The organism is Crossiella sp. CA198, from assembly GCF_052078295.1.
In the GTDB taxonomy this organism is placed as follows: Bacteria; Actinomycetota; Actinomycetes; order Mycobacteriales; family Pseudonocardiaceae; genus Crossiella.
In genome coordinates this window covers 79,794-100,980 of the sequence record NZ_JBQJIM010000030.1, presented here as the reverse complement: position 1 = coordinate 100,980, position 21,187 = coordinate 79,794, and the positions used below count along the sequence as shown (strand labels likewise).

Genomic DNA, 21,187 nt, shown 5'->3' with positions numbered 1-21,187 from the left:
CCATGCAGACGCAGAAGGACCACGTCGAGGCCTACCAGTTCATGATGGGCCGGATGAGCGCCTCCCTGGTGCTCGGCGACCCCAGCCTCCTAGAGGTGCCCGCCCGCCGCGCCTGGACCGGATTCCTGGCAGGCATCGGGATCACCTTCCTGATCGGGCTCGGGTTCTTCCTCTACGGGCTGATCGTGCACCTCACCGCACCCAAGCCCGCCACCAAGCCACAGGCCGCGGAGTACTCGCTCCAGGTCGAGCAGCACACATCCGAAAGGGGCCAGTCATGGCTGTCCTGACCTCCCGAGGACCGGCCGGTGATCACGGACTGGCCAGGCACACCATCGGCAACGCCACCATCGTCTGCCAGCCCGGCAAACTCAGCGACGAGGCCCGCGCGCTCGCGCTGACCGTGGCCGCCGACCGGGAGAACCTGCTCGTGGTGGTGGACCTGCCCGAGGACTCGCCGATCGGCCTGTGGGACCAGGTCGCGAAGGTGCTGCCGCGCCGCCGCGGCATCCGCCTGGTCATCGGCGGCCGCAACCGGGAAACCGCCGCCCTGGCCGGACAGTGGCTCTCGGAACGACTGGGGCGCAGCGTGCTCGCCCCCGACGGCGTGCTCACCCGCGGCGCAGGCGGCAACCTGTTCGTCCACAGTGGACCCGGCACCGGCTGGGTGCGCTTCCGCAAGGGCCGGGTGCCGGTCTGGGAGGCCAAGCGTTTCCCCAAGCCGGACTGGGAGAACGGCAGCCCACTCGACGCCGAGCCGACCAGCTCGCGCGGTGTAGCCGAACCGATCCCCGGCGGCATCTGGATCCGCCCCGCGGGCGACGATCCGCGCCAGGCCGAACAGCGGGTCCGGCTGGCCGAGACCCTGCCGGTGCGCCCGGACCTGATGACCGTGGTGGTCGGCAGCCCCGGTGGCGCGCCACTGTCCCTGGACGATGTGTCCCGGCTGTGGATCCAGCTCGCCGAGCCGGTCCGCCGCCAGACCCGGTTCGTGCACTACGGCCCGCTCTCCTTCGCCAACAACGACACCCTCGGTCAGGCCCTGGCCGACCTGTTCGGCACCGGCATCGTCACCTACACCGGCCTGCCCACCGGCACCGGCGAGCTGCACACGGTGCTGCCGGACGGTTCCTCCGGCTGGCAGCCCTACGCCACCCAGCTGCTGCACACCGCCAGGGACAGCCGAGGCGTGGCGCTGCCGCCGATCGTGCTGGCCCACCGCTCCCCGGTGGGCAACCTGCCCGAGATCGGGCCCGCGGTGTACTGGACCGCGCCGGACGCGGTGATCGAGGTCGTGCCCGCCGGACTGGTGCTGCGCTCCCCGGTGCCCTCGCCGGATCTGCCCGCCCTGCGCGACATCCGCCTGGACGCCCGCCAGAACAACCTGATCTTCGACCCGGCTGGTGAGTCGGAACCGGGGCGGATGCGCTTCCTGGCCAACGACATGTTCGGGCGGCTGGACGCGGTGAGCCGCAGGTCCGCCCGGGTGCTGGCGGCGGCGGAGTTGCTGGCCGAGCACGGGGTCCGGGCCAGCGGCGCGGCGAACGCCGTGGTGACACTGCGGGATCCGGTGGTGGCGCCCGCGCCGGTCGAGCAGGCGCCGGTGCAGCCGGAGCCGTACCGGCTGACCGGTGGGACCGCCACCGAGGCACCGTCGATCCTGGCGGCACTGTCCCCGGTGGCCGAACCGGTCGCCGCGATCGAGCCTGCCGCTCCGAAGGCCCAGACGGTCAAAGCCCCGAGTCGCGCGGTGATCGAGACCGTGGCAGCCCCGGCGACCGAGGCCCCGGCGCTCCCCGCTCCGGTCGCCGCCGCCACCCCGGTGGCCCCGGCCGGTCCGGCCCGCGCACTGCCCACCCCCACTCCGTCCGCCGCCGCGCTCATCCCCGACCGCGGCCTCACCGACGAGCGCGAGTGGCTGCGCACCAACCTGGGCGCCGAATACGGCACCCTGTCCAACGCCCTGGCCCGCGTCCTGTCCGAACACCCCGGCTTCCAGGGCGCGCTCACCCGCTCCGCCGCCGAGATCCTCACCGACGCGGTCGCCGTGCGGCTCTACCTCTCCCCGCGCGGCATCGCGGTGGACGCCGGGCTGCGCGCGGCCACCGTCGGCGCGCACGTCCCGTTCGCCCGCTGCGTGGTCTCCGGCCTGAACCGGCTGCCCTCGCACCGCGGCGCGGCGGTCTTCTCCGCCACCGTGGACGCCGAGCGCCTGGAGTTCTACCGGGACCACGCCGCCGTCACCGAGTGGGGTTTCCTCAACGCGCTGACCGGCCCGCACGCCGACTCCGCCGGGGACACCGACCTGGTGGTCTGGTCCATGACCGCCCGCCGGACCCGCCTGCTGGAGCCCGAGGACAGCCAGGTCGCCGACCGGGTGCTGTTCGTGCCGGGCACCAGCTTCAAGGTCCTGGAGGTCACCGGGGCCGCCGAAGGCCAGCGCGGCCGGATCCTGCTACGCGAACTGGGCGCGGCCGAGATCGACGCCGAGGGCCGCATCGACGCCAGCCGCGCCTCCCTCGATGAACTGGCGCTGCGCTCACTCAAGCAGCAACTGGACCGCTGGGCCGCCGACAAGCCCGCGAACCCGATCGGCGCCGCCGCCGCGGCCCGCTTCGGCATCCTGCCGGGCCTGGTCTGAAGGGGACTGAGATGAGCCGAGAAGTCCTGACCGTCGGCGCGGGCGGATACCCGAGCATCGGGGCCGCACTGGCCCAGGCCCCGCGCGGGGCCACCGTCAGCGTCCAGCCTGGCCAGTACGCGGAGAACCTGGTGGTGCGCCAGATGGTCACCATCCTCGCCGCCGAGGGCCCCGGCACCGTCCGGGTGCAGGCCGCCACCGGCAGTGTGCTGGTGGTCGACGCCGAGGCCGTGCAACTGCGCGGACTCACCCTCGGCTCCGGCGAGACCGAACTGGCCACTGTGGACATCGTCCGCGGCCAGGCCGGACTCGACGGCTGCGAGATCACCGGCGGGTCCTGGACCACGCTGCTGGCCAGGGAAACCGGCTCGCTGGCCATGCGGGACTGCGTGGTGCGCAACAGCATCGGCGTCGGCGTGGTCATCGCCTCCCCGCAGACCTCCACCATCGAACACACCCAGGTGGTCGAACCGGCCTCCTCCGGCATCGTGGTGGCCGAACACGGCTCCCTGGTGCTGCGCCGCAGCACCGTGCTCCGCCCGCGCGGCAACGGCCTGTGCGCCAACGGATCTGCCGAGCTGACCGCCGAGCAGTGCGAGATCACCGGCGCGGGCAAACCGGCCGTCGTGTTGGAAGGCCAGTCCACGGCCACCATCACCGGCCTGACCGTCACCGGCAGCGACAGCATCGACCTGTACCTGCTCACCACCGGCACGGTGTCCATTGTGGACTCACGTTTCACCGGGGCCCGCGGCCAGTCCGCGCACATCTCCGGCGGCACCGCCCAGCTGCTGCGCGACTGCACCTTCACCGGCGCGGGCAACGCCGCGATCCAGCTCACCGACCAGGCCGGGCCGCGACTGACCGGCTGCGTGATCACCGGCGTGCCGGTGGCGGTGCTGGTGGACGGGGAGAGCACACCGAAGTTCGAGCGTCCGACGATCACCGAGGTCGGCCAGGGTTTTGTGGTCTCCGGCAACAGCAAGCTGCTGCTGGCCGGTGGCACTGTGGACGCCGGCGACGCGATCGCCCTGGAGGTCCGGGAGAGTTCCCGCACGGTGCTGTCCGACCTGGAGATCCACTCGGCCAACGCGGCCGCACTGTCCTTTGTGGATTCATCGGCCGGTGAGCTGCGTTCGGTGCAGTTGCTCGGCGGCGGTGTGCTGGCCGGTGACGGGGTCACGCTGACCGTGCGGGACAGCGAGATCCGCAACGCCCCCGGCGATGCCCTGACCGCCCGGCCCGGCGCGTCCCTGACCGTCAGCCACTGCCGCATCCACTCCCCGCGCGGCCACGGCGTGACCATGGACGCGGGCGCTCGTGGCGAGCTGACCGGCTGCCAGGTCACCGAATCCGGTGCCGAGCCGTTCCAGATCGGCTCCCCGGACAACGTCCGCCGCACTGATGCGGGCCGCGAGGTGGTCCGCGAGACCCTGCCGGAGCAGGCGCCCGAACCGGTTGCGGCCGATAGCGCGGAACTGTCCGAGCCCATGCGCGAACTGGCGGGCCTTGTCGGCCTGGACGGGGTGAAGCAGGAGGTCACCGGACTGGTCAACCTGATCCGGATGTCCCAGCAGCGCAAGAAGCTGGGCCTGCCGATGCCGCCGATGAGCCGCCACCTGGTCTTCGCCGGGCCGCCAGGGACCGGCAAGACCACGGTCGCCCGGATGTACGGCACGGTGCTGGCCGAACTGGGTGTTCTGAGCAAGGGGCACATGGTCGAGGTGGCCCGCGCCGACCTGGTCGGGCAGTACATCGGCTCCACCGCGATCAAGACCACCGAGGTGATCACCAAGGCTCTCGGCGGGGTGCTGTTCATCGACGAGGCGTACACGCTGACCGCCCAGTCCGGTGGCTCCGGCCCGGACTTCGGCCAGGAAGCCGTGGACGCGCTGATGAAGATGATGGAGGACCACCGGGACGAACTGGTCGTCATCGTCGCGGGCTACTCCGCGCACATGGACCGCTTCCTGGACTCCAACCCCGGCCTGGCCTCGCGATTCACCCGTACCGTCGAGTTCCCCAACTACTCGGTGGACGAGCTGGTCACCATCACCACCGGCCTGTGCGCCAAGCACTACTACGAGCTGACCGAGGACGGCCTGGCCGCGGTCCGCGAGTATTACGAGCGGGTGCCCAAGAACGAGACCTTCGGCAACGGCCGGGTGGCCCGCAAACTGTTCGAGGCCATGGTGAACAACCAGGCATCCCGGTTCGCCACCGCCCCGCCGACCAAGGACACCGAGCTGAACCGGCTCACCGCCGCGGACCTGCGGGCCGAGCTGGACCTGTTGCCCGCCGCCGCCCGCGCGGTCAACGCCTCCACTGTGGACGATCCGGCCGCCGCGGTGGCCGCCACCCTGGGCTGGCGCCGGTTCGAGGCCCTGGCCGGTCAGGACCAGACCCGCGCCACCGCCCGGCTGACCCTGGAACGCCTGGCCCAGGCCCGGCGCGCGGGCAGCGACGACGCCGCCGACCTGGTGATCACCGGACGGCGGGGGAGTGGCCGCATCGAGTTCGCCAGGCTGTACGCCCAGTCCCTGACCGAACTGGGCCTGACCCGCACCGGTGTGCTGCACCGGGTGCACGCGGCGGCCGAGCTGTGGCCGCAGTGGCCCGGCCAGGCCGAGGCACTGGCCCGCGACGCGGTGGCCCAGGCCCGCGGCGGGGTGCTGGTGCTGGACCTGGACGGGGACTGGCGCGCCGAGTCCGCCGACCCGGTGTTCGAGGCGGTGGAAGCCCTGCTGGCCGAGACCGCGCGCCGCACCGGCGAGCAGGTGCTGGTGCTGCTCGGCGAGCCGGAGCGGATCGGCGCGCTGTCCGGCCTGCTGAACCTGCCCGCCCGCTTCGGGCACGCCTGGCCGCTCGGACCGTACACAGTGGACGAATTGGCCCAGGTCGCGGTGGCCGCACTGGCCCGGCGCGGACACGAGGTGCCTGACGATGTGCGGGAAGCGCTGGCGGCTGAACTGGCCAAGTCCGGAGTGGACAGTGTGCGCGGGGCGCACCAGCTCGCGCTCGCGCTGGCCCGTACCGCGGCCACCCGCACCCTGGTCGCAGCCGACCTGCGCGCCCTCGCGCCGGTCGGCGCGGAAGAACTGCCGCTGGGCCAGGGCCTGGCCGCGGTCGGATGAGGAGGACCACGATGAACGCCAGTTACGACGACCTGCGGGCCGAGGCACTCAGCGCGTACCAGAGCAGACGGACCGAACTGCTGGCCCTGCGCGGTGAACTGGCCGCCGTCTCCGGTGTGGCCAAGGCCCCGCGCGATGTGGTGACGGTGACCGTCGGCCCGCACGGCGAGCTGAAGGACATCAAGTTCCCCACCGCCGCCTACAACAAGCTCACCCCGGCCGAACTGGCCGCGGTGATCCTCAGAACCGCGAACGCGGCCCGCACCAAGGCAACCCGAACCGCCGGCCAGAAGCTCGGCGCGCTGCTGCCCGCCGGCTTGACCGGGGAGAAGCTGCTGCGCGGCGAACTGGACCTGGGCGCGCTGTTGCCCGAGGCACCCGACGTGGCCTGAAGCCACCGGAGAAAGAGGAGAAACAGATGGCAGGCGAAGAGCACTTCGAGGTGGTGCCGGACGGGTTGCGGGTGGCCGCCCGCGGCTTCCACACCAAGGCCGACCACCTGATGCGACTGCACCAGCAACTCGCGGTCCTGGTCGACGGCAACCGGCTGGCCCCACTGGTCGGCGACAACGACAACGCCAAGACCTTCCTGGCCGGATTCACCAAATCGGGCAGCGGCGTGCGGGACGTGGTCGGCGGCTGGGGCACCGCGATCCGGGTGACCGGCGACGTGGCAGGCGGCATGGCCGAGAACTACGACCTCGCGGAGCGTTACGCCACGGATTCGGGGCGTGGCCTCGGCAACGCGCTGGCCAACATCACCGGCAACGGGCCTGTCAACAACATCGTCGACAACCTGTCAACACGTCGCTGATTCCCTGAACACGGGCGGACCGGCGGTCTGGCGCGGGTCCCGGCAAGGAGGACGGATTCATGCAGCCACCGGAGGGCATCCTGTGGATCTTCCCCTTGCTGGGCGGCGACTTCTGGCCCAAGGGTGATCCCGAGGCACTCTTCGCCGAGGCTGATCAGTGGCAGAACCTGTCCACCCAGATCGCGGCCGCGGGCGGTGGATTGCCCGACCTGGTCCGCAACGTCAACACCAACCTGACCGGTCCCGCGGGCCGGGCCTTCGTCCGCTGGGGCCAGAAACTCAGCGGCTTCGAAGGTGACCTGGGCACCATGGTCGCCCACCAGGGCGAGTCCCTGCGCCAGTACGCGGTCAACCTGGAAAACGCCCAGTACTCCCTGATCATCCAAACCGCCTTCACCGCCGCGGAGATCCTCTGGGCCATCGCCGACCCGTTCACCGCCCCCTTGGTCCCCGAAATCCTGGCCCTGGGCCGAGTAGCAGTCCGCGAAACCCTGGAACGCTTCCTGGGCAAGGCGGCCACCCAGGCTGTGCTCGCCATCACCTCCGAAGCCGCCGAAGAAGCGTTCACCGCGTTCCTGGCCAGCGCCATCCAAAAGGGCCAGGGCCACGTGGACAACATCGACTGGAAGAGCGTCGGCCTGGGCGCGGCCATCGGTGGGGCGGCGGGGCTGGTCGGTCACGGCGTGCACCTGGGCATGCACAAGTGGGCGCCGAACGTGGCGAAGACCTGGGTGGGCGCTGGCGTCACCGAGGCGGTCACGGAGGGTTTGGTCGGGCTCGGCACGATGCCGCTGGGCGGTGGGCTCAGCGGGGTCGGGCTCGGCGCGGCGAGCGGGTTCTTCACGGGCGCGGCGAGTCACGGGGCGCACAACCTGGGGCAGAACCTGCACGGGAAGTTCGAGAACTGGCGGAACGGGCCGCAGTTGCCGAACGCGCCGAAGCCGCCGGACGCGATCGCGCCGCCCGCGGCGTTGGCCGGGCCGGGGGCTGTGGGGCCGGTGGATGTGCCGGGTGGGCTGGGTGGGGACGGGCCCGGGAACACCGGCGGCACCAGCGGCGGCACGGGCGGTGGCGCGAGCAGCGGCTCGGGCGGTTCGACCGGTGGCGTGGGTGGCACGAGCGGTGGCTCCGGCGGAACGGGTAGCGGCGGCCAGGGCTTGGGCGGCACGAACCAGAACACCGGCGGGCCGGGCACGAACGGCCCCGAGGGCAGCGGCGGATCCGGGAACAACACGCCCTTGACCGGTTTCGGCGGCTCCAGCAACTCCGGTGCGAACAACACGCCCGCCAACACCGGGCAGCCCCGGGACAACACCGCCACTTCACCCAACACCAACGGCACAACCCACAACTCCAGCACGCCCGGCACCCCGGGCACTTCCGGCAACCCCGGCAACCCCGGTGGTCCGGACACTTCCGGCACCTCCGGCAACCCGGGAACTCCCGCCAACTCCGGCACCCCGGGCACCACGGCTCACGGCACCGGCAACACCAGCACCGACGCCCCCGCCTCGCCGATCACCGGCGCCTCCCACACCGAGGTCAACTCCCCGGCCGTCAACACCCCCAACCCGGCCTCCCACACCGAGATCACCACGCCCCAGCCCACCGACAGCACACCCTCACCCACCACCCCTACGCCCGCCAACACCAGCCCGACGCCGTCGAACACCGCCCCGACCCCATCCACCACCACCGCCGCCCGGTCGACGACCACCAACACCCCGTCGACCACCAACGCACCGCCTGCCAACACCACCGCAACCCCCTCAACCGCAACCCCAGCCAGCACCACCCCCAGCACCAGGTCCATCACCACCGAAACCCCCGCCCCCACCCCCGAACAGCTCACCACCGCCCACACCCTCCTCACCCAGGCCAACATCACCCCCGCCCTCTCCGACAACCCCACCTGGCAACAACTCCACGCCAACCTCACCCACACAATCGCCACCAACCAAGACCCCGCCCTCACCGCCAAGCAACTCCGCGCCGAACACGGCGACCGCATCCTCACCTACCGAGCCATCACCGCCGCCGACACACTGTCCACTCTGGACAACAAAACTCAGAAGCAAGCCACCAAAGAAGCCGCCAAGCTGGTCAGCCAGTACCACCAGATCCCACTCGTCATCGGCGAACCGAACCAGACCCAGCAACACGACCGAGAACTCATCGACCACGTCGTGACCGTGGTCGCCGCCGAGTACGCCCAGCACGGTCCGCAGCGAGCCGCCGCAGTCGCCAAGGATCTGACGCAGGAGTCCGGGACCGGCCGGACCAGAGGCGGCCCTGGCGGAAATCCGCTTACCGTGCACGGGATTCCGCAAACGCACTTCGGCCCGTTCCAGCAGCAGCACGGCACCTGGGTGAACACCCGGTTCGCGCAACTGGCGCGATCCGGCGGACCGAACTTCACCCCGCAGTCCTATACGAACTTCCTCGCCGAGAGCGCCGACAAGTCCGAGATCTCCTTCGTGGTCAACGTGATCCTCCCGGCCAAGAAGGTCGGCGAGATCCCGGCGACCATCACCAAAGTGCTCGAACAGTACTCCGGCAACCGGCGAGTGGCCTTCGTGTTCGGGGTCAACGGCAACGCCAAGGATCTCAGCTCGCTGGCGAACTCGTTGCCATACCAGCACATCGAGGCATCCGGAGTGCCGGTCGCGGTGGTTCAGACCCCGTTGCCCACTGGGTTCCGCAAGTCCAAGGACAACTTCCCCTACGGCAAGATGCGCAACGCCACACTGACCTCCGGCGCCACTCAAGGCGCCCTGGCCGGACTGCTCAGCCAGGGCACCCACCCCTACATCTCGGTGCAGGACCTGGACCAGAGCAGCCGGACCACCCCGGCGGGCACGCACATCTTCGACCACTTCGACCAGCTGACCGGCGCCAGGGGACACGGCGAGCAGCGGCTGGCCGCGGACCGGCCGTTGCTGATGGCCGGTGGGTACCGGCCGGGGCAGGGCAGCACGGTGCGGGCCAACACCCAGGCGGCGATCCTGGCCGACATGCAGACCCGGGACCGGCAGGCCGCCGATCACCCGTTGCTGCCGTACTCGCCCGAACCGAACCTGTACTTCGACGGCACGCTGCTGTTCACCCAGCACGCCGACATCGCCTTTGGGCAGGGTGGTGGCGAGTTCAGCCACCTGGCCGAGCAGCTCAACCTGGCCTTCGCCGCCGAGCTGAACCACTACCACCAGTCCGGTGTGGACGTTCAGGTCTTCGGCGCCACCAGCAGCCACCCCGACCGCGGCCGGGCCTACCTCACCCAGTTCGAGGACGCGGCCATCGTCACCGATCTGAAGCGGTTCCAGTCCAAGTTCAAGGGCACCTACGGCACGCTGCCACAGAACCACCTCGGCCTGACCAACGTGGCCAGCCAGTTCTTCGAGACCCGCAGTGCCAAGGGCGGCATCGAGATGTCCCCCTACCGTCACGCCTACCCGGGTGTCGCGGCCACCGATTCGCCGCTCGCACCACGGGTCCAGCCCGGCGGTTCGAGCCACTGGCGGCCGGGGCCACAGCCGTTGCGGAGCACCGCGCCCACCGCCGTCCCGGCCAACCACCAGCGCTGGGCGCCGCCGGACTCCGGGCGCGCGAACCAGCTCGGTGTGCCCGGCACGAACCTGATGAATCCGCGCATCTCCGCCCCGCTGAGTGCGGGCGGGCACGCCGGGATCGCTGCGGGAGAACAGGTTCTCTCGGCATGGAACACCGCACTGTCGGACCCGTCCTCGCGGATTGTGGTGACCTTCCAGAACTTCCAGCATCTGGTGCAGCCCAGCCAGCAGCAGTCGCTGTGGACGCCGCCGCAGCAGGTGGTCTTCGACGGCAACCGGATGTACGCCCGGCAGACCGGTCCGGCCACGCCGCCGGGGGTCGCCCCGAACACCTTGTTCGACGCGGTGTCCCGGGTCGATGGCTCCCGCTCGGCCAGTGGCATCCGGCACGACGCGATCGCGGTGGCCATCGCCGAGGGCGGCAACCCGGACTCCGGCAACCGCCTCGTGCCCGGTTCGCTCCAGGAACAGCTGACCAACCACCGGGTCCAGGACGCGGATCTGGCGACCACCGTGTTGCAGACCGCGGGCCTGCACTTCGACCCGAGTCCGCTGGCCGGGCAACGCAACTCCGAGGTGGCCAACGCGGTCGCGGTGGCGGGCAGGCTGGCCGCGAGTGTGCTGAACCGGCGGGTGGTGATCACCAGCAACGGGCAGGAGTACTTCACCGCGACACCGTTCCGGGACCGGCCGGTCACCCAGGCCGATGTGGTCGTGGACATGACGGTGGACCAGCACGGCCGGGTCCGGTTCCAGCCGCCGGCCAGGAGATCGGCCTTCGGCAACCAGCCGGACATCGCGACTGACACCCAGAACCCGGCGCCCCAGCAACCGGCCCCGGCCAACCAGAACGCGACGACGGCGCAGCCCGACCAGACCGCGCAGCCCGCCGACAACGCGCCTCTCAAACCCAAACCCACCGTGCTCAGCGACGAGTCCTGGCGCCACTACCCGGGCCCCACCGCCGACTGGATGTCCCCAGACCCTCGCCCACTGCACCGCGACCAGTGGGAACACCTGCGCGCCAACGCATCCGTCACCCACGTCGAGTCCGAACTGGCCGCGATCATGACCGACACCGCCGCGGTGGTGGACGCCAACGGCCGCCCGAAGCTCGCCCTCAACGCCGAGATCGTCCCGGTGCGGCACGACGTGCGCCGGATCGAGGTCGAGCCCGGCCGCTGGGTCAAGGAGTTCACCCTCAAGGTGCACCTGACCCCGCAGGCCGGGGTGTCGCCAGAACGCCTCGATATCGTGCGGCGCAACGCCTATCGCGGTGTGGATCGGATGTACAACCAGGGCTACCGGATGCCCGACGGGGATCAGTTCCACGTGCGGCTGGAGTTCGCCGACCACGTCGAGGACGCCTTCCAGCACGTCAACGTGTGGCCCAGCACCGATCGGTCCGTGCACAGCCAGTGGGACGCCAACCTGCCGCCACAAGACATCGCGCACGAGCTGGGGCACTACGGTTTTGGCCTGTACGACGCCTACGACACCAACATCGCGCTCCAGCACAAGCCCGCCGGGGCCCAGCATCACGGCCGGGGCGGCAAGGTCGTGGGCGAGATGTCCAACCGGGTGATCCGGGACGCCGACAGCGGCCTGATGTCCCTGTCGCACCAGCCGGACACCATGCTACGCCCCCGCGAACTGTGGCAGATCGGCTGCAACCTCCAGTCCACCACCACCATCATCCAGGACACCCCGCACGCGCCGCCCGGCCGAGGTGTGCCCACGCCGGAAACCTCGCTGTACGCCAAGGCCGCCAACGGTGATCTCGACGCCACCATCGCCCTGGCCGACCAGGGCCACCAGGAGTCCCTGCGCACACTCGACCAGCTCGCCGTCGGCGGCAACCAGCAGGCGCACCACGCCCTGGTCGTACTGGGCTCGCAGGGCGAGACGCACGCGCTGGACGCGCTGATCCGGGCCGGGGACAACAACGCGCATCCGGAACTGGGTGGCCGCACCGCGGTGCAGGAGCTGGCGCAGCTGACCTTCCAGCCGGTGCCGCACCGGCAGGCCAAGCTGTTCCTGGAGAACCTGGCCAAGGACCGGCACCTGCCGACCCTGGTCGTCTTCGCTCAGCACGGCAACGAACAAGCTCGCGACGAGGTGCGCAAGCTGGCCGGGGAGGGCAACCAGCAGGCGCTGGTGGCGCTCGCGGACAACGGCGACGCGGCCGGCCTGGGCCAGTTGGCCAAGGCGGGCAACGCCGACGCCCACACCGGGCTGAAGCTGCTGGCGCGCAACGGGAACAACGATGCGGTCAAGGTGCTGGGCGAGGCGAACGACGTGCCCGCGCTGGTCGAGGCCGCCACCGGACCCGGTCCCGCCTACGACGCGGTCAAGGAGTTCGCCACCCGGGGCAACCCGCAGGCGGTGGCCAAGGTGACCGAGGCCGGGGACGTGCCGCTGCTGACCCGGCTCAGCCTGGACGGCAACCCGGATGCCAAGAACGGCCTGCGAGTGCTGGCGGGCAACAACAATCCGGCCGCGCTCACCGCGTTGCGCGATCAGCAGGACATCACCGGTCTGCTGGAGGTGGCCAAGAAGGGCAGTGCGGAGGCGCACACCGCGCTGAAGCAGCTGGCTGGTCAGGGCAACGAGGCCGCGGTGCAGACCCTGGTCACCGCCGGGGATGTGGCCGGGCTGGTCGAGCACGCGGGCCAGCATGGACCGGCCTACGACGCGGTCCGCGAGTTCGCCGCCAAGGGCGACACCACCGCGCTGACCAAGGTGGTCGACAACGCCGACGTGGCCACCCTGATCACCCTCGCGGACCAGAACGTGCCGCACGCCCAGGACGGGCTGCGGCACCTGGCGGGCCAGGGCAACGGGCAGGCCACCCAGGACCTGGCCCGGCGCGGCGACGTGACCGGGTTGACCACCCTGGCGCACAACGGGAACGAGACCGCGCAGCAGGCGTTGTTCGCGCTGGCCAACGGCGGCAACCGGGACGCGATCGTGGTGCTGGCCAACCTCGGCGACCAGAACGCCGTGCAGTACCTCGCCCAGGAGGCCGCGCGGAACAACAACGCCTTCGGCACCAGGTCCGCGAACCAGGATCAGTCGAACCAGCACCAGTCCGCGCGGCACCAGCCGAGCCACGACCAGCCCGCGCCGGACCGCCCGGAGCGCGATATCCCCGCGCTGTTCCACCAGGTCGCCGCCGAGCAGAACCTCACCGGCACCGAACTGGAAATGCGCATGTACCACCCAGCCGCCGCCGTGATGGAACTCGGCTTTACCGAACCCGGCCTCACCCAGGCCCAGGCCTACCAAACCGCCCTGGCCAACTTCCAGGGCGTCTGCGGCGAAAGCTCAGCCCACCTCCGCGACATCTACTTCGCCAGCCCCGTCCAGCCCCAGCGCGGCCTGGACGCCCTGGCCGCCGCCCTGAACACCCCCGGTGACGCCGCCATCCGGGTCAACACCTACGCGCACAGCTGGTTCGTGGAAAAGCGCGGCGACACCGCGCACCTCTACCAGAGCTACCTCGGCAAGGCCGCCCTGACCGAGTACCTCACCAACCCGGTGACCCTGCCCGCCACCGAACTCCTGGCCAAGGTCAGCACCATCGACTCCGCCTACCGCAAGGCCATCGCGGAGGGCGAGACCGTCGGCAAGCAGGTCATGCACCCCGACGAGCAGCTGCTCTTCGGCGGGATCGGCCTCAACGCCAAGGACTTCACCCCCGACGGTGGCTTCAAGGTCGAGGTCACCCGGGACATCGCCGATCCGCGGACCCAGCGGGAACGCCTGCGGGCCAAGCTGAACGAGAACAGCCGCTACTGGAACCACCTGCGGGACAACCACGACCAGACCATCGAAGCGTGGAACAACACCTACTTCGAGGGCGGCCTGGACACCGCGATCGCCGAGCAGCAGACCCTGGCCCACCGTGCCAACGCTGCCGCCGCTGAACTGTCCACAATGGACGAGTATGCCCGGGAGCAGGCGCTGGAAGCGGCGGCCACCATTGCCACCCGCTACCACCACGTGCCGCTGACCATGGGCGAACCAACCCCGGAACAGCAGCACCTCAAGGACGTGGTGGACCAGGTCATCACCGTGGTCGCCGCCGAGTACGCCCAGCACGGCCCGGACCGCGCCGACACGCTGGCGCACGAACTGGCCAAGGAGTCCGGCACCCGGCGCACCCACGGCGGACCCGGCGCGGGCAAGAAGGAGGACCGCAAAGGCAAGGGGCGCGCCAATCCCTACCCCAGCCGCAGCGGCAACGGGGCCTCCTCCTCGCACAGCCAGGAACCGCCGACGGTGTACCACCAGGTCGGCCCGTACACGCCGCCCGCGGGCACCTTCGCCAACACCGCCTTCCTCGGCCTGGCCCGCACTGGCGGACCGGAGTACAACCGCCCCGACTACCAGAACTTCCTGCAGGAGAGCGCCGCGCAACGGCCGGTCTCCTTCGTGGTCAACATCATGCTGGAGCTGAACCGGCTGCACCGGATCCCGGCCACCGTGCACGAGATCATGCAGGGCTACCAGGGTGATCCGCGCCGGGTGGCGTTCGTGTTCAACGCCAACGCGACCACTGACTCACCGGAGTGGCAGCAGCACTGGAACGGAAACCGGGAGACCTGGCAGTGGTTGCAGGCCTCGCTGTGGCCGATCGCGGTGGTCGGCGGCAGGCACGACGGCTTCCGCTATGGCTCGGTGCGCAACGACACGCTGAACTCCAGCGCCACCAGGGCCGCGCTGAACGGCATGATGCAGTTCGGCACCCACCCCTACGTCTCCGTGCAGGACTTCGACCGGGGCAGCCGGGTCACACCTAACGGCAGGCACGTCTTCGACTACTTCGACCGCCAAACCCGAGGCAGTCGCGACCTACCCGCGGAGCGGCCGCTGCTGATGGGGGGCGGTTACCGGCCCGCGCCGAACTCCCAGTTCGACCAGAACACCGAGGCGGCCATCCTGGAGGACATGCGCACCAGGGACCGGCAGGCCCAGATCGCGCCCACACTGCCGTACGTGCCCGAGCCGAACCTGTACCTGGACGGCACGCTGCTGTTCACCCAGCACCGGCAGGTGGTCTTCGGTGACGGTGGGGCCGAGTTCGGCAGGCTCGCCGACACGGTTGCCCTGACCTACGCCGACGAGCTGAACCACCTGCGCGCCAACGGTATTGACGTGCACACCGACCAGAGCAACAACCGGCACCCGCACCGCGGCCGGGCCTACGTGGTGCACTTCGAGGACGCCGCCATCGTGACCAACCTGCGGCGTTTCCAGGAGGAGTTCACCAGTGGCGGCCGCCCGCCGGCCCGGGGCAACCTGCCGCAGTCGCACGTGCCGCTGGGCAGTGTGGTGGACCAGTTCTATGTGGACAAGGACGCCAAGAAGGGCGTCTCCGCCTCGAAGTACCGGGAGTCCGCACTGCAGAAGCTGGACCAGGACCAGCCCTTCGGTCCGCGCAGGCACCCGGGCGGCACCTCCTATTTCAGCACCGGGCAGCAACAGCAGCGGCCCGAACAGCCGATGCCCAAGCACAGCTGGCTCCCGACCGCTCGGACGGATCAGGGCCGGCTGGGCAACCTGGTGCGCAACGAGCCGAGTCACCGGGTGTCCGCGCCCATGGGCAACGGCGAGGCCGCCGGTGTGCAGCCGCACCACAAGGTCCTGGCCGCCTACCTGATGGCCACCTCCGACCCGGCCTCCACGCTGACCCAGCAGCTCCACCAGCTCGGCCTGCAACTCCAGCTCGGCGATCCGCTGCACCAGCAGCCGCAGGTGGTCCGGGACGGGCTGTTCGACCAGATCGGCCGGGCAGGCGGCACTTCCGGCGAGTCGATCCGGGCCGGTGCGCTGCGGCAGGCCTGGGAGCTGGCGGTGGCCGAGACCAGGGCCCAGGCGATGATCCCCGGCTCGATCCTGGACCAGCTGCACCGGGCTCCGGTGCGCAGTAACGGAAACCTGGTGGTCGCGCTCGGCCAGACCAGCCGGTTCCAGTACGAGACCCGCACCAGCACTGGCGAGGTCCAGCGGGACCGGCGGATCGCCGTGCGCAACGAAGAGGTGACCAACTCGATCATGCTGGCCGCCCGGCTGGCGGCCACCGACCAGCAGCGGCAGATCATCATCCACCACCCGCGGGTGCAGGGACCGTTCATCACCGCGAACCCGTTCAATGCCCAGCCGACTCAACCCGCCCTGGTGCTGCGGATGATCATCGACGACAGCACCGGCCGGGTCCGGTTCGCCGTGGTGCCCCACTCGGTGTTCGGCAACCGGCCGGAGACCGAGGTGCTCCGGGACGAGAGCTGGCGGGACTTCCCCGGTGAGACCGCGGACTGGATGAGGCCGGACCGGCCGGTGCGGCCGGAGCTGTGGGCGCACCTGCGTGGCACTGAGCAGGGCAGCTTCGCGCAGGTCAGCACTGAACTGGCCGGTGTCAAGGTCGAGCAGAACCTCGCCGACCGACCGGTAGGTAGGCTGTCGGGAGACATCATCGAGGTCCGGCAGGACGTGCGCCGGATCGAGGCCGCGCCCAGCCGCTGGGTCACCGAGTTCACCCTCAAGGTGCACCTGGACGCCCAGCCGGGAGTCACCCCGGAACAGCTGGACACCGTGCGGCACAACGTGCACGCGGGCGTGGACCAGTTCTACAACCGGGGCTACCGGCTGCCCAGCGGCGACCAGTTCCACGTCCGGGTCGAGTTCACCACCGACCCGGCGCAGGCCTACCAGCACGTACGCGTGCACCCGGACCTGGACCGGATGACCCACCAGGACTGGAGCGTCGGCGTCGACCCCAAGGACCTGGCGCACGAACTCGGCCACGCCGGGTTCGGCCTGCACGACAGCTACCACCACCCCGGCCTCGCCCTGCAGGACAAGGCAGCAGGGACCCAGCACCTCGGCGCGGACGGCAGGCCCGTCGGCGAGGTCCGCAACCGGGTCGCCGGACCGGGTCAGCAGGGCCTGATGTCCGGTGCGGACTCGCTGCGGCCCAAGGAACTCTGGCAGATCGAGCACAACCTGGTGGCCAGCAGCAAGATCATCCCGGAGACGGCGTACACCGCGCCCGCGGTCGACCCCAGGGTGGCCAGGGCCGACCCACTGGTCACCACCGACTACACCATCAGCGTCACCGGCACCGAGGTCCCGTTCCGCCGGTTCGGATTGCCCAGCCCTACCGACCGTTCGGTAGGCGATACCGGCACGCACCTCCAGCTGCTGCACCAGCCCGCGATCACCGACGAGCACCCGCCGCTGCGGATCGCCGAGGACGGCAGCCTGGCCGTGGTGCACGACCCTGGTGTGTTCCCGCAGGAGTTCTTCGCCACCCAGGAGATGATCACCAAGTCGCAACACGCCTTGCGTGCGGCGGACAGCAACGTGCGGCTGACCCCGAACCCGGACATCACCATCACCCTGTCGCACCACGGCAAGGCCATCACCCTGGTACAGGTCCGGCCGAGCTTCACCGGCACCCCGCCACCGGATGTCTGCCGGGACGCCACCGCCGCCGTGCTCGGCGGCCAGCCGGACCGAATCGTGTTGCGCGGCAACGGCCCCACCGTCGCCGCGAAGACCAACTCCGGCAACAGCACCGAACTCACCGGCACCCACCACCTGGCCGAGGCGCTCATCGACGCGGTCGAGCACGCCGAACGCACCGGCGGCCCGGTCCGGCTCGACCCGGCCACCGCCGGGGACGCGGTGCACCGGGACGACCGGCCGGTGGTCGGCGTGGGCACCGCACCCGCACCCGGAGCGCGTTACGGCAGCGCGCAACGGACCACAGTGGACAATCACGACCGGCGCGTACTGCTCGGCGAGGCCGCGGGCACGATCGGCGTCAACCAGCACGCCTGGGCCAGGATCGGCGAGGGCTACAGCGTGCACTCCATCGCCGGGCTCAACGCCGAGGGCGAGCGCGGGCTGGAGACCAACCACGCCCGCCCGGACAACAACCGGGTGCCCTACGGCTACCACTTCGGCGCGGTGGTCGCCGAAAGCGGCGATACCCGCACCCAGTTCACCTTCGAGAACTTCAACCGCACCGGCGGCACCAACCGGGCCGCGCTGGCCGCGGTCGAGCACAACCTGACCGCCCTGACCGGGAAGTTCGACGAAGCCGAGGCCAACACCACGGGCCTGGAACAGCACCTGGTGCGGGAACTACGGACACTGCACGACCTGCGCACCGCGAACGCGCCGGAGGACCAGCAGCGGCGCCAGGCGAACACGGCCAGGGACCTGCTGATCGCCGCCTCGAAACTGCCCAGTCCGCCCACGCTGTGGCACTTCCAGGCCTTCAGTAAGCGGCCGGGGGAGAGCTTCCACGAGCAAAAGTCCAAGCTGCGCGCGGACGAGCCGATGTCCTCCATCGTCAACCCGCTCACCTTCGTGGTGGTCGGCGGGCACGGCAAGGACCAGCACGGCGTCACCTTCCCCAAGCACGGCAAGGAGGTGGACAGCGGTGAGCAGCACAGCCTGAACCAGTTCGCCCGCAAGGTCGCCCGGCAGAGCGTGTGGCGGGACAACCAGCAGCTGCCCCGGCCCGAGGTCACCGTCACCGGCTACGGCAACGCCTGGCAACCCGGCCGCGCCAAGGACACCGGCCAGTCCAGGGCCGAGCAGACCAAGGAGCAGTTCACCGGGCAGGTGGACCGCCACATCGCCGACCTGACCGGCCAGCCGCAACCGAACCCGGCCGAGGTCACCGTCACCGCGGCGAGCGCGGGCCGGGGCACCCCGCCGAACCTGCGGCCCTACGGCGATCAAGGCCTGTCTAGTCGACGTAGACAAGCCGTGCTGAGCCTGTCCGTGCGTGAACACGAGGCCCCAGAATTCATCGAACGCGGCTCGGCCGCCTCCAAGGTCACCCCGCCGACCGTGCTCACCGGCCTGGACCACACCGGAGCCGACCAGGAGTTCAGCCTGGCGGACCTGGAGGTCAGCGTCGCCAAGGACGGTGACCGGGTCAAACTGCTCAGCTTCCGCCCGCCCGTGCAGGCCGGGCACGCGGTGGATTGGGCCGGGCACCGCACCGCCGAGCACACCTACCCGGTCGACCCGGACAAGCACCCGGACAGCGACGCCCTGCGCCGCGCCATCCGCAAACAGGACGTCAAGTCCCAGCCGCTGCCCTGGGCCGGACGCACCCCGCTGTTCCTCGACGTCGACGGCACCCCGACCCGGTTCACCCTGCATCACAAGGACCTCGGCCCGCTGTCGGTGGACCCGGTCACCATGGCCGAGGTGCTGCGCCAGTCCGGCCACCACACCCCGGACACCCAGCTGGACCTGGTGCTGCTCACCAATTCGGGGGGCCTGGTCAAGGGCGAGACCGGCATCGCACACGAACTCGCCCAGCAGCTGGGTGACAAGGTCGCGGTGCACGCGGCCAGCCGCCAGGTCGAACTGCTCCGCGAACCCAGATCCATCGACGCGGACCGGCCCGGCCTGGTGATCACCCTGGGCGGCGGCCGCTGGTACACCTTCCGTCCCGGACCCGGCCTCAAGACCGGCTCCGGCACCTACCTCGGCTACACCGCCGAAGGCATCCCGCGCCGATTCGATCTGTCCACAGTGGACGTGACCCCGATCCTGGACCGGCGCGGCGAGGTGCTCGGCGCCAGCTTCCGCAAGGCCCGCACCGATTCCGCGATGCTGGCCGAGGACCAGCGCATCGGCCAGGCCCGCGGCCCCGCGCTGGCCGGATACGAAGGCCCCGGCGGCCTGCCCAAGAAACTCGGCCCCGTCGACCACCTGACCGCCCCCTGGTCGGGTGAACGCGCCGAACCCTTCCTGGTCTCCGGGCACGCCGGCGAACACCTGCTGCACCTGGACGAGAGCCTCCTGGTCGGCGGCGAGACCCTGGCCAGGGTGGTCGACGACTGGCACCGCCGCTACCTCGGCACCGGCCTGGGCGAACGGCACCAGTCGGTGATCTTGTTCGCCTGCTCCACCGGCGGCCAGCCCGGACCCGGCGGCGTCGCGCACGACTTCTCCCGCACCCTGCACGACAACGGCGTCAAACGGGTCTACGGCGCCACCAAGAACGTGGTCGGCCGCGCCACAGTTCCCGGCGACCCCGGCCGTCGCTCGTTCGTGGTCCGGCACGGCGGCACCTGGGAGACCTTCCACAATGGACTCGCCGAGAGCACCCCGGAAGGCCGGCTCGCCCGCGCCAAGGACCTGTTCGACCTGCACGGCCTCACCGATCCGCTGCTCGGCCATCCGCTGGCCCTGGACACGCTGACCGAGCAGACCGTGTCGACCTTCGCCTACCTCGACCCGGCCGAAGTCACCCAGCAGGTGGAGCGCTACGCGATCGCGGCCGACCTGATCCGCCGGGCGGGCATACTCGGCCGGGTGCCCGACGGCGGCGAGATGCTGATTCTGCTGCAGAAGATCGAACAGCTGATCGAGGCCCAGGGCGTGGCGGCCGCGGAGGCGCAGGTGCTCGGTGGCGGCAAGCCAGTCAAGGAGAAGGTGGCACCGTGACCGACAAGCACTGGGTCTACCTGGTCGACCCGGACTGGCGAGCAGGCCCCGACGGCGCCGAACCCCCGGCCACCGCGGTCACCGGCGGCTGGCTGGTCGAGCCCGACGGCCGGATCGGCGCCTTCCACCCCAATCCCGACTACCTGCCCGCCGGACCGGACTCACCCACCGACCCGGTAGACGCGGCGTTGCGGCGCCTGGATGAAGGCGTGCTGGACGCGGAGGCGTTCTTCGCCGTGCTGCGCACCGGAACCCTCGGCCTGGCCGTGGACCAGCTGGAGGAGCCGGTGGTCGCACCCGCCCCCGACGACGTGCCTTCGCTGCTGATCACCACCGCGCCCGCACATCGGCCCCGGGTCGGCGCGGCGGGCTGGCGGGCGGTGTCACTGACCGAACTGGCCCTGCTGCTGGCCGAATACCAGGTGGACCTGCTGATCAACCCGGGTGCGCCCGCCTCGCTGCGGCTGCACGGCGCGGCCGTGGTGCGCGCGGCCGGATAGGCGGAATGCCCTTTCGAGCCGCAGCGCACGGCCGAAAGGGCATT

At 70.8% G+C, this 21,187-nt stretch carries 7 protein-coding genes; all 7 read left to right on the top strand.

All coding sequences use genetic code 11. The annotated features are described in order from the left end of the window. Positions 1-2 precede the first annotated feature (2 nt). From ACTOWY_RS37970 to ACTOWY_RS37940, 7 genes are read left to right on the top strand one after another with little or no spacing between them, the layout of a single operon-like run. Complete coding sequence (locus tag ACTOWY_RS37970; protein ID WP_441314423.1) at positions 3-290, top strand: type VII secretion protein EccB; 288 nt, start codon at positions 3-5, stop codon at positions 288-290. Then, a complete protein-coding gene (locus tag ACTOWY_RS37965; RefSeq protein ID WP_441314422.1) occupies positions 278-2,641 on the top strand; it encodes a hypothetical protein in 2,364 nt (787 codons plus the stop codon). The genes ACTOWY_RS37970 and ACTOWY_RS37965 overlap by 13 nt, the downstream gene beginning before the upstream one ends. Positions 2,642-2,652: 11 nt before the next feature. Then, entirely contained in the window at positions 2,653-5,775 is a 3,123-nt protein-coding gene (locus tag ACTOWY_RS37960; RefSeq protein ID WP_441314421.1) for a right-handed parallel beta-helix repeat-containing protein, read from the top strand. Positions 5,776-5,786: 11 nt separating this feature from the next. Continuing rightward, the gene (locus tag ACTOWY_RS37955) at positions 5,787-6,167 is read left to right on the top strand and encodes a YbaB/EbfC family nucleoid-associated protein (protein ID WP_441314420.1); all 381 of its coding nucleotides are present in this window, start codon (positions 5,787-5,789) and stop codon (positions 6,165-6,167) included. 26 nt (positions 6,168-6,193) lie between these two features. Beyond that, positions 6,194-6,589, top strand: coding sequence for a hypothetical protein (locus tag ACTOWY_RS37950; RefSeq protein ID WP_441314419.1), 396 nt, complete (start codon positions 6,194-6,196; stop codon positions 6,587-6,589). A 59-nt stretch (positions 6,590-6,648) separates the two neighbouring features. Then, positions 6,649-20,643 (top strand): WXG100-like domain-containing protein, encoded by a 13,995-nt coding sequence (locus tag ACTOWY_RS37945; protein WP_441314418.1) that lies wholly within the window; start codon positions 6,649-6,651, stop codon positions 20,641-20,643. Continuing rightward, positions 20,640-21,143, top strand: coding sequence for a type VII secretion system-associated protein (locus tag ACTOWY_RS37940; RefSeq protein WP_441314417.1), 504 nt, complete (start codon positions 20,640-20,642; stop codon positions 21,141-21,143). The genes ACTOWY_RS37945 and ACTOWY_RS37940 overlap by 4 nt, the downstream gene beginning before the upstream one ends. Positions 21,144-21,187 lie beyond the last annotated feature (44 nt).

What these genes read in the sequence shown, in the direction of transcription:
- ACTOWY_RS37945 (WP_441314418.1), top strand. Translation starts at nt 6,649, where the DNA reads ATGCAGCCACCGGAGGGCATCCTGTGGATCTTCCCCTTGCTGGGCGGC.
- ACTOWY_RS37950 (WP_441314419.1), top strand. Translation starts at nt 6,194, where the DNA reads ATGGCAGGCGAAGAGCACTTCGAGGTGGTGCCGGACGGGTTGCGGGTG.
- ACTOWY_RS37955 (WP_441314420.1), top strand. Translation starts at nt 5,787, where the DNA reads ATGAACGCCAGTTACGACGACCTGCGGGCCGAGGCACTCAGCGCGTAC.
- ACTOWY_RS37965 (WP_441314422.1), top strand. Translation starts at nt 278, where the DNA reads ATGGCTGTCCTGACCTCCCGAGGACCGGCCGGTGATCACGGACTGGCC.
- ACTOWY_RS37970 (WP_441314423.1), top strand. Translation starts at nt 3, where the DNA reads ATGCAGACGCAGAAGGACCACGTCGAGGCCTACCAGTTCATGATGGGC.
- ACTOWY_RS37960 (WP_441314421.1), top strand. Translation starts at nt 2,653, where the DNA reads ATGAGCCGAGAAGTCCTGACCGTCGGCGCGGGCGGATACCCGAGCATC.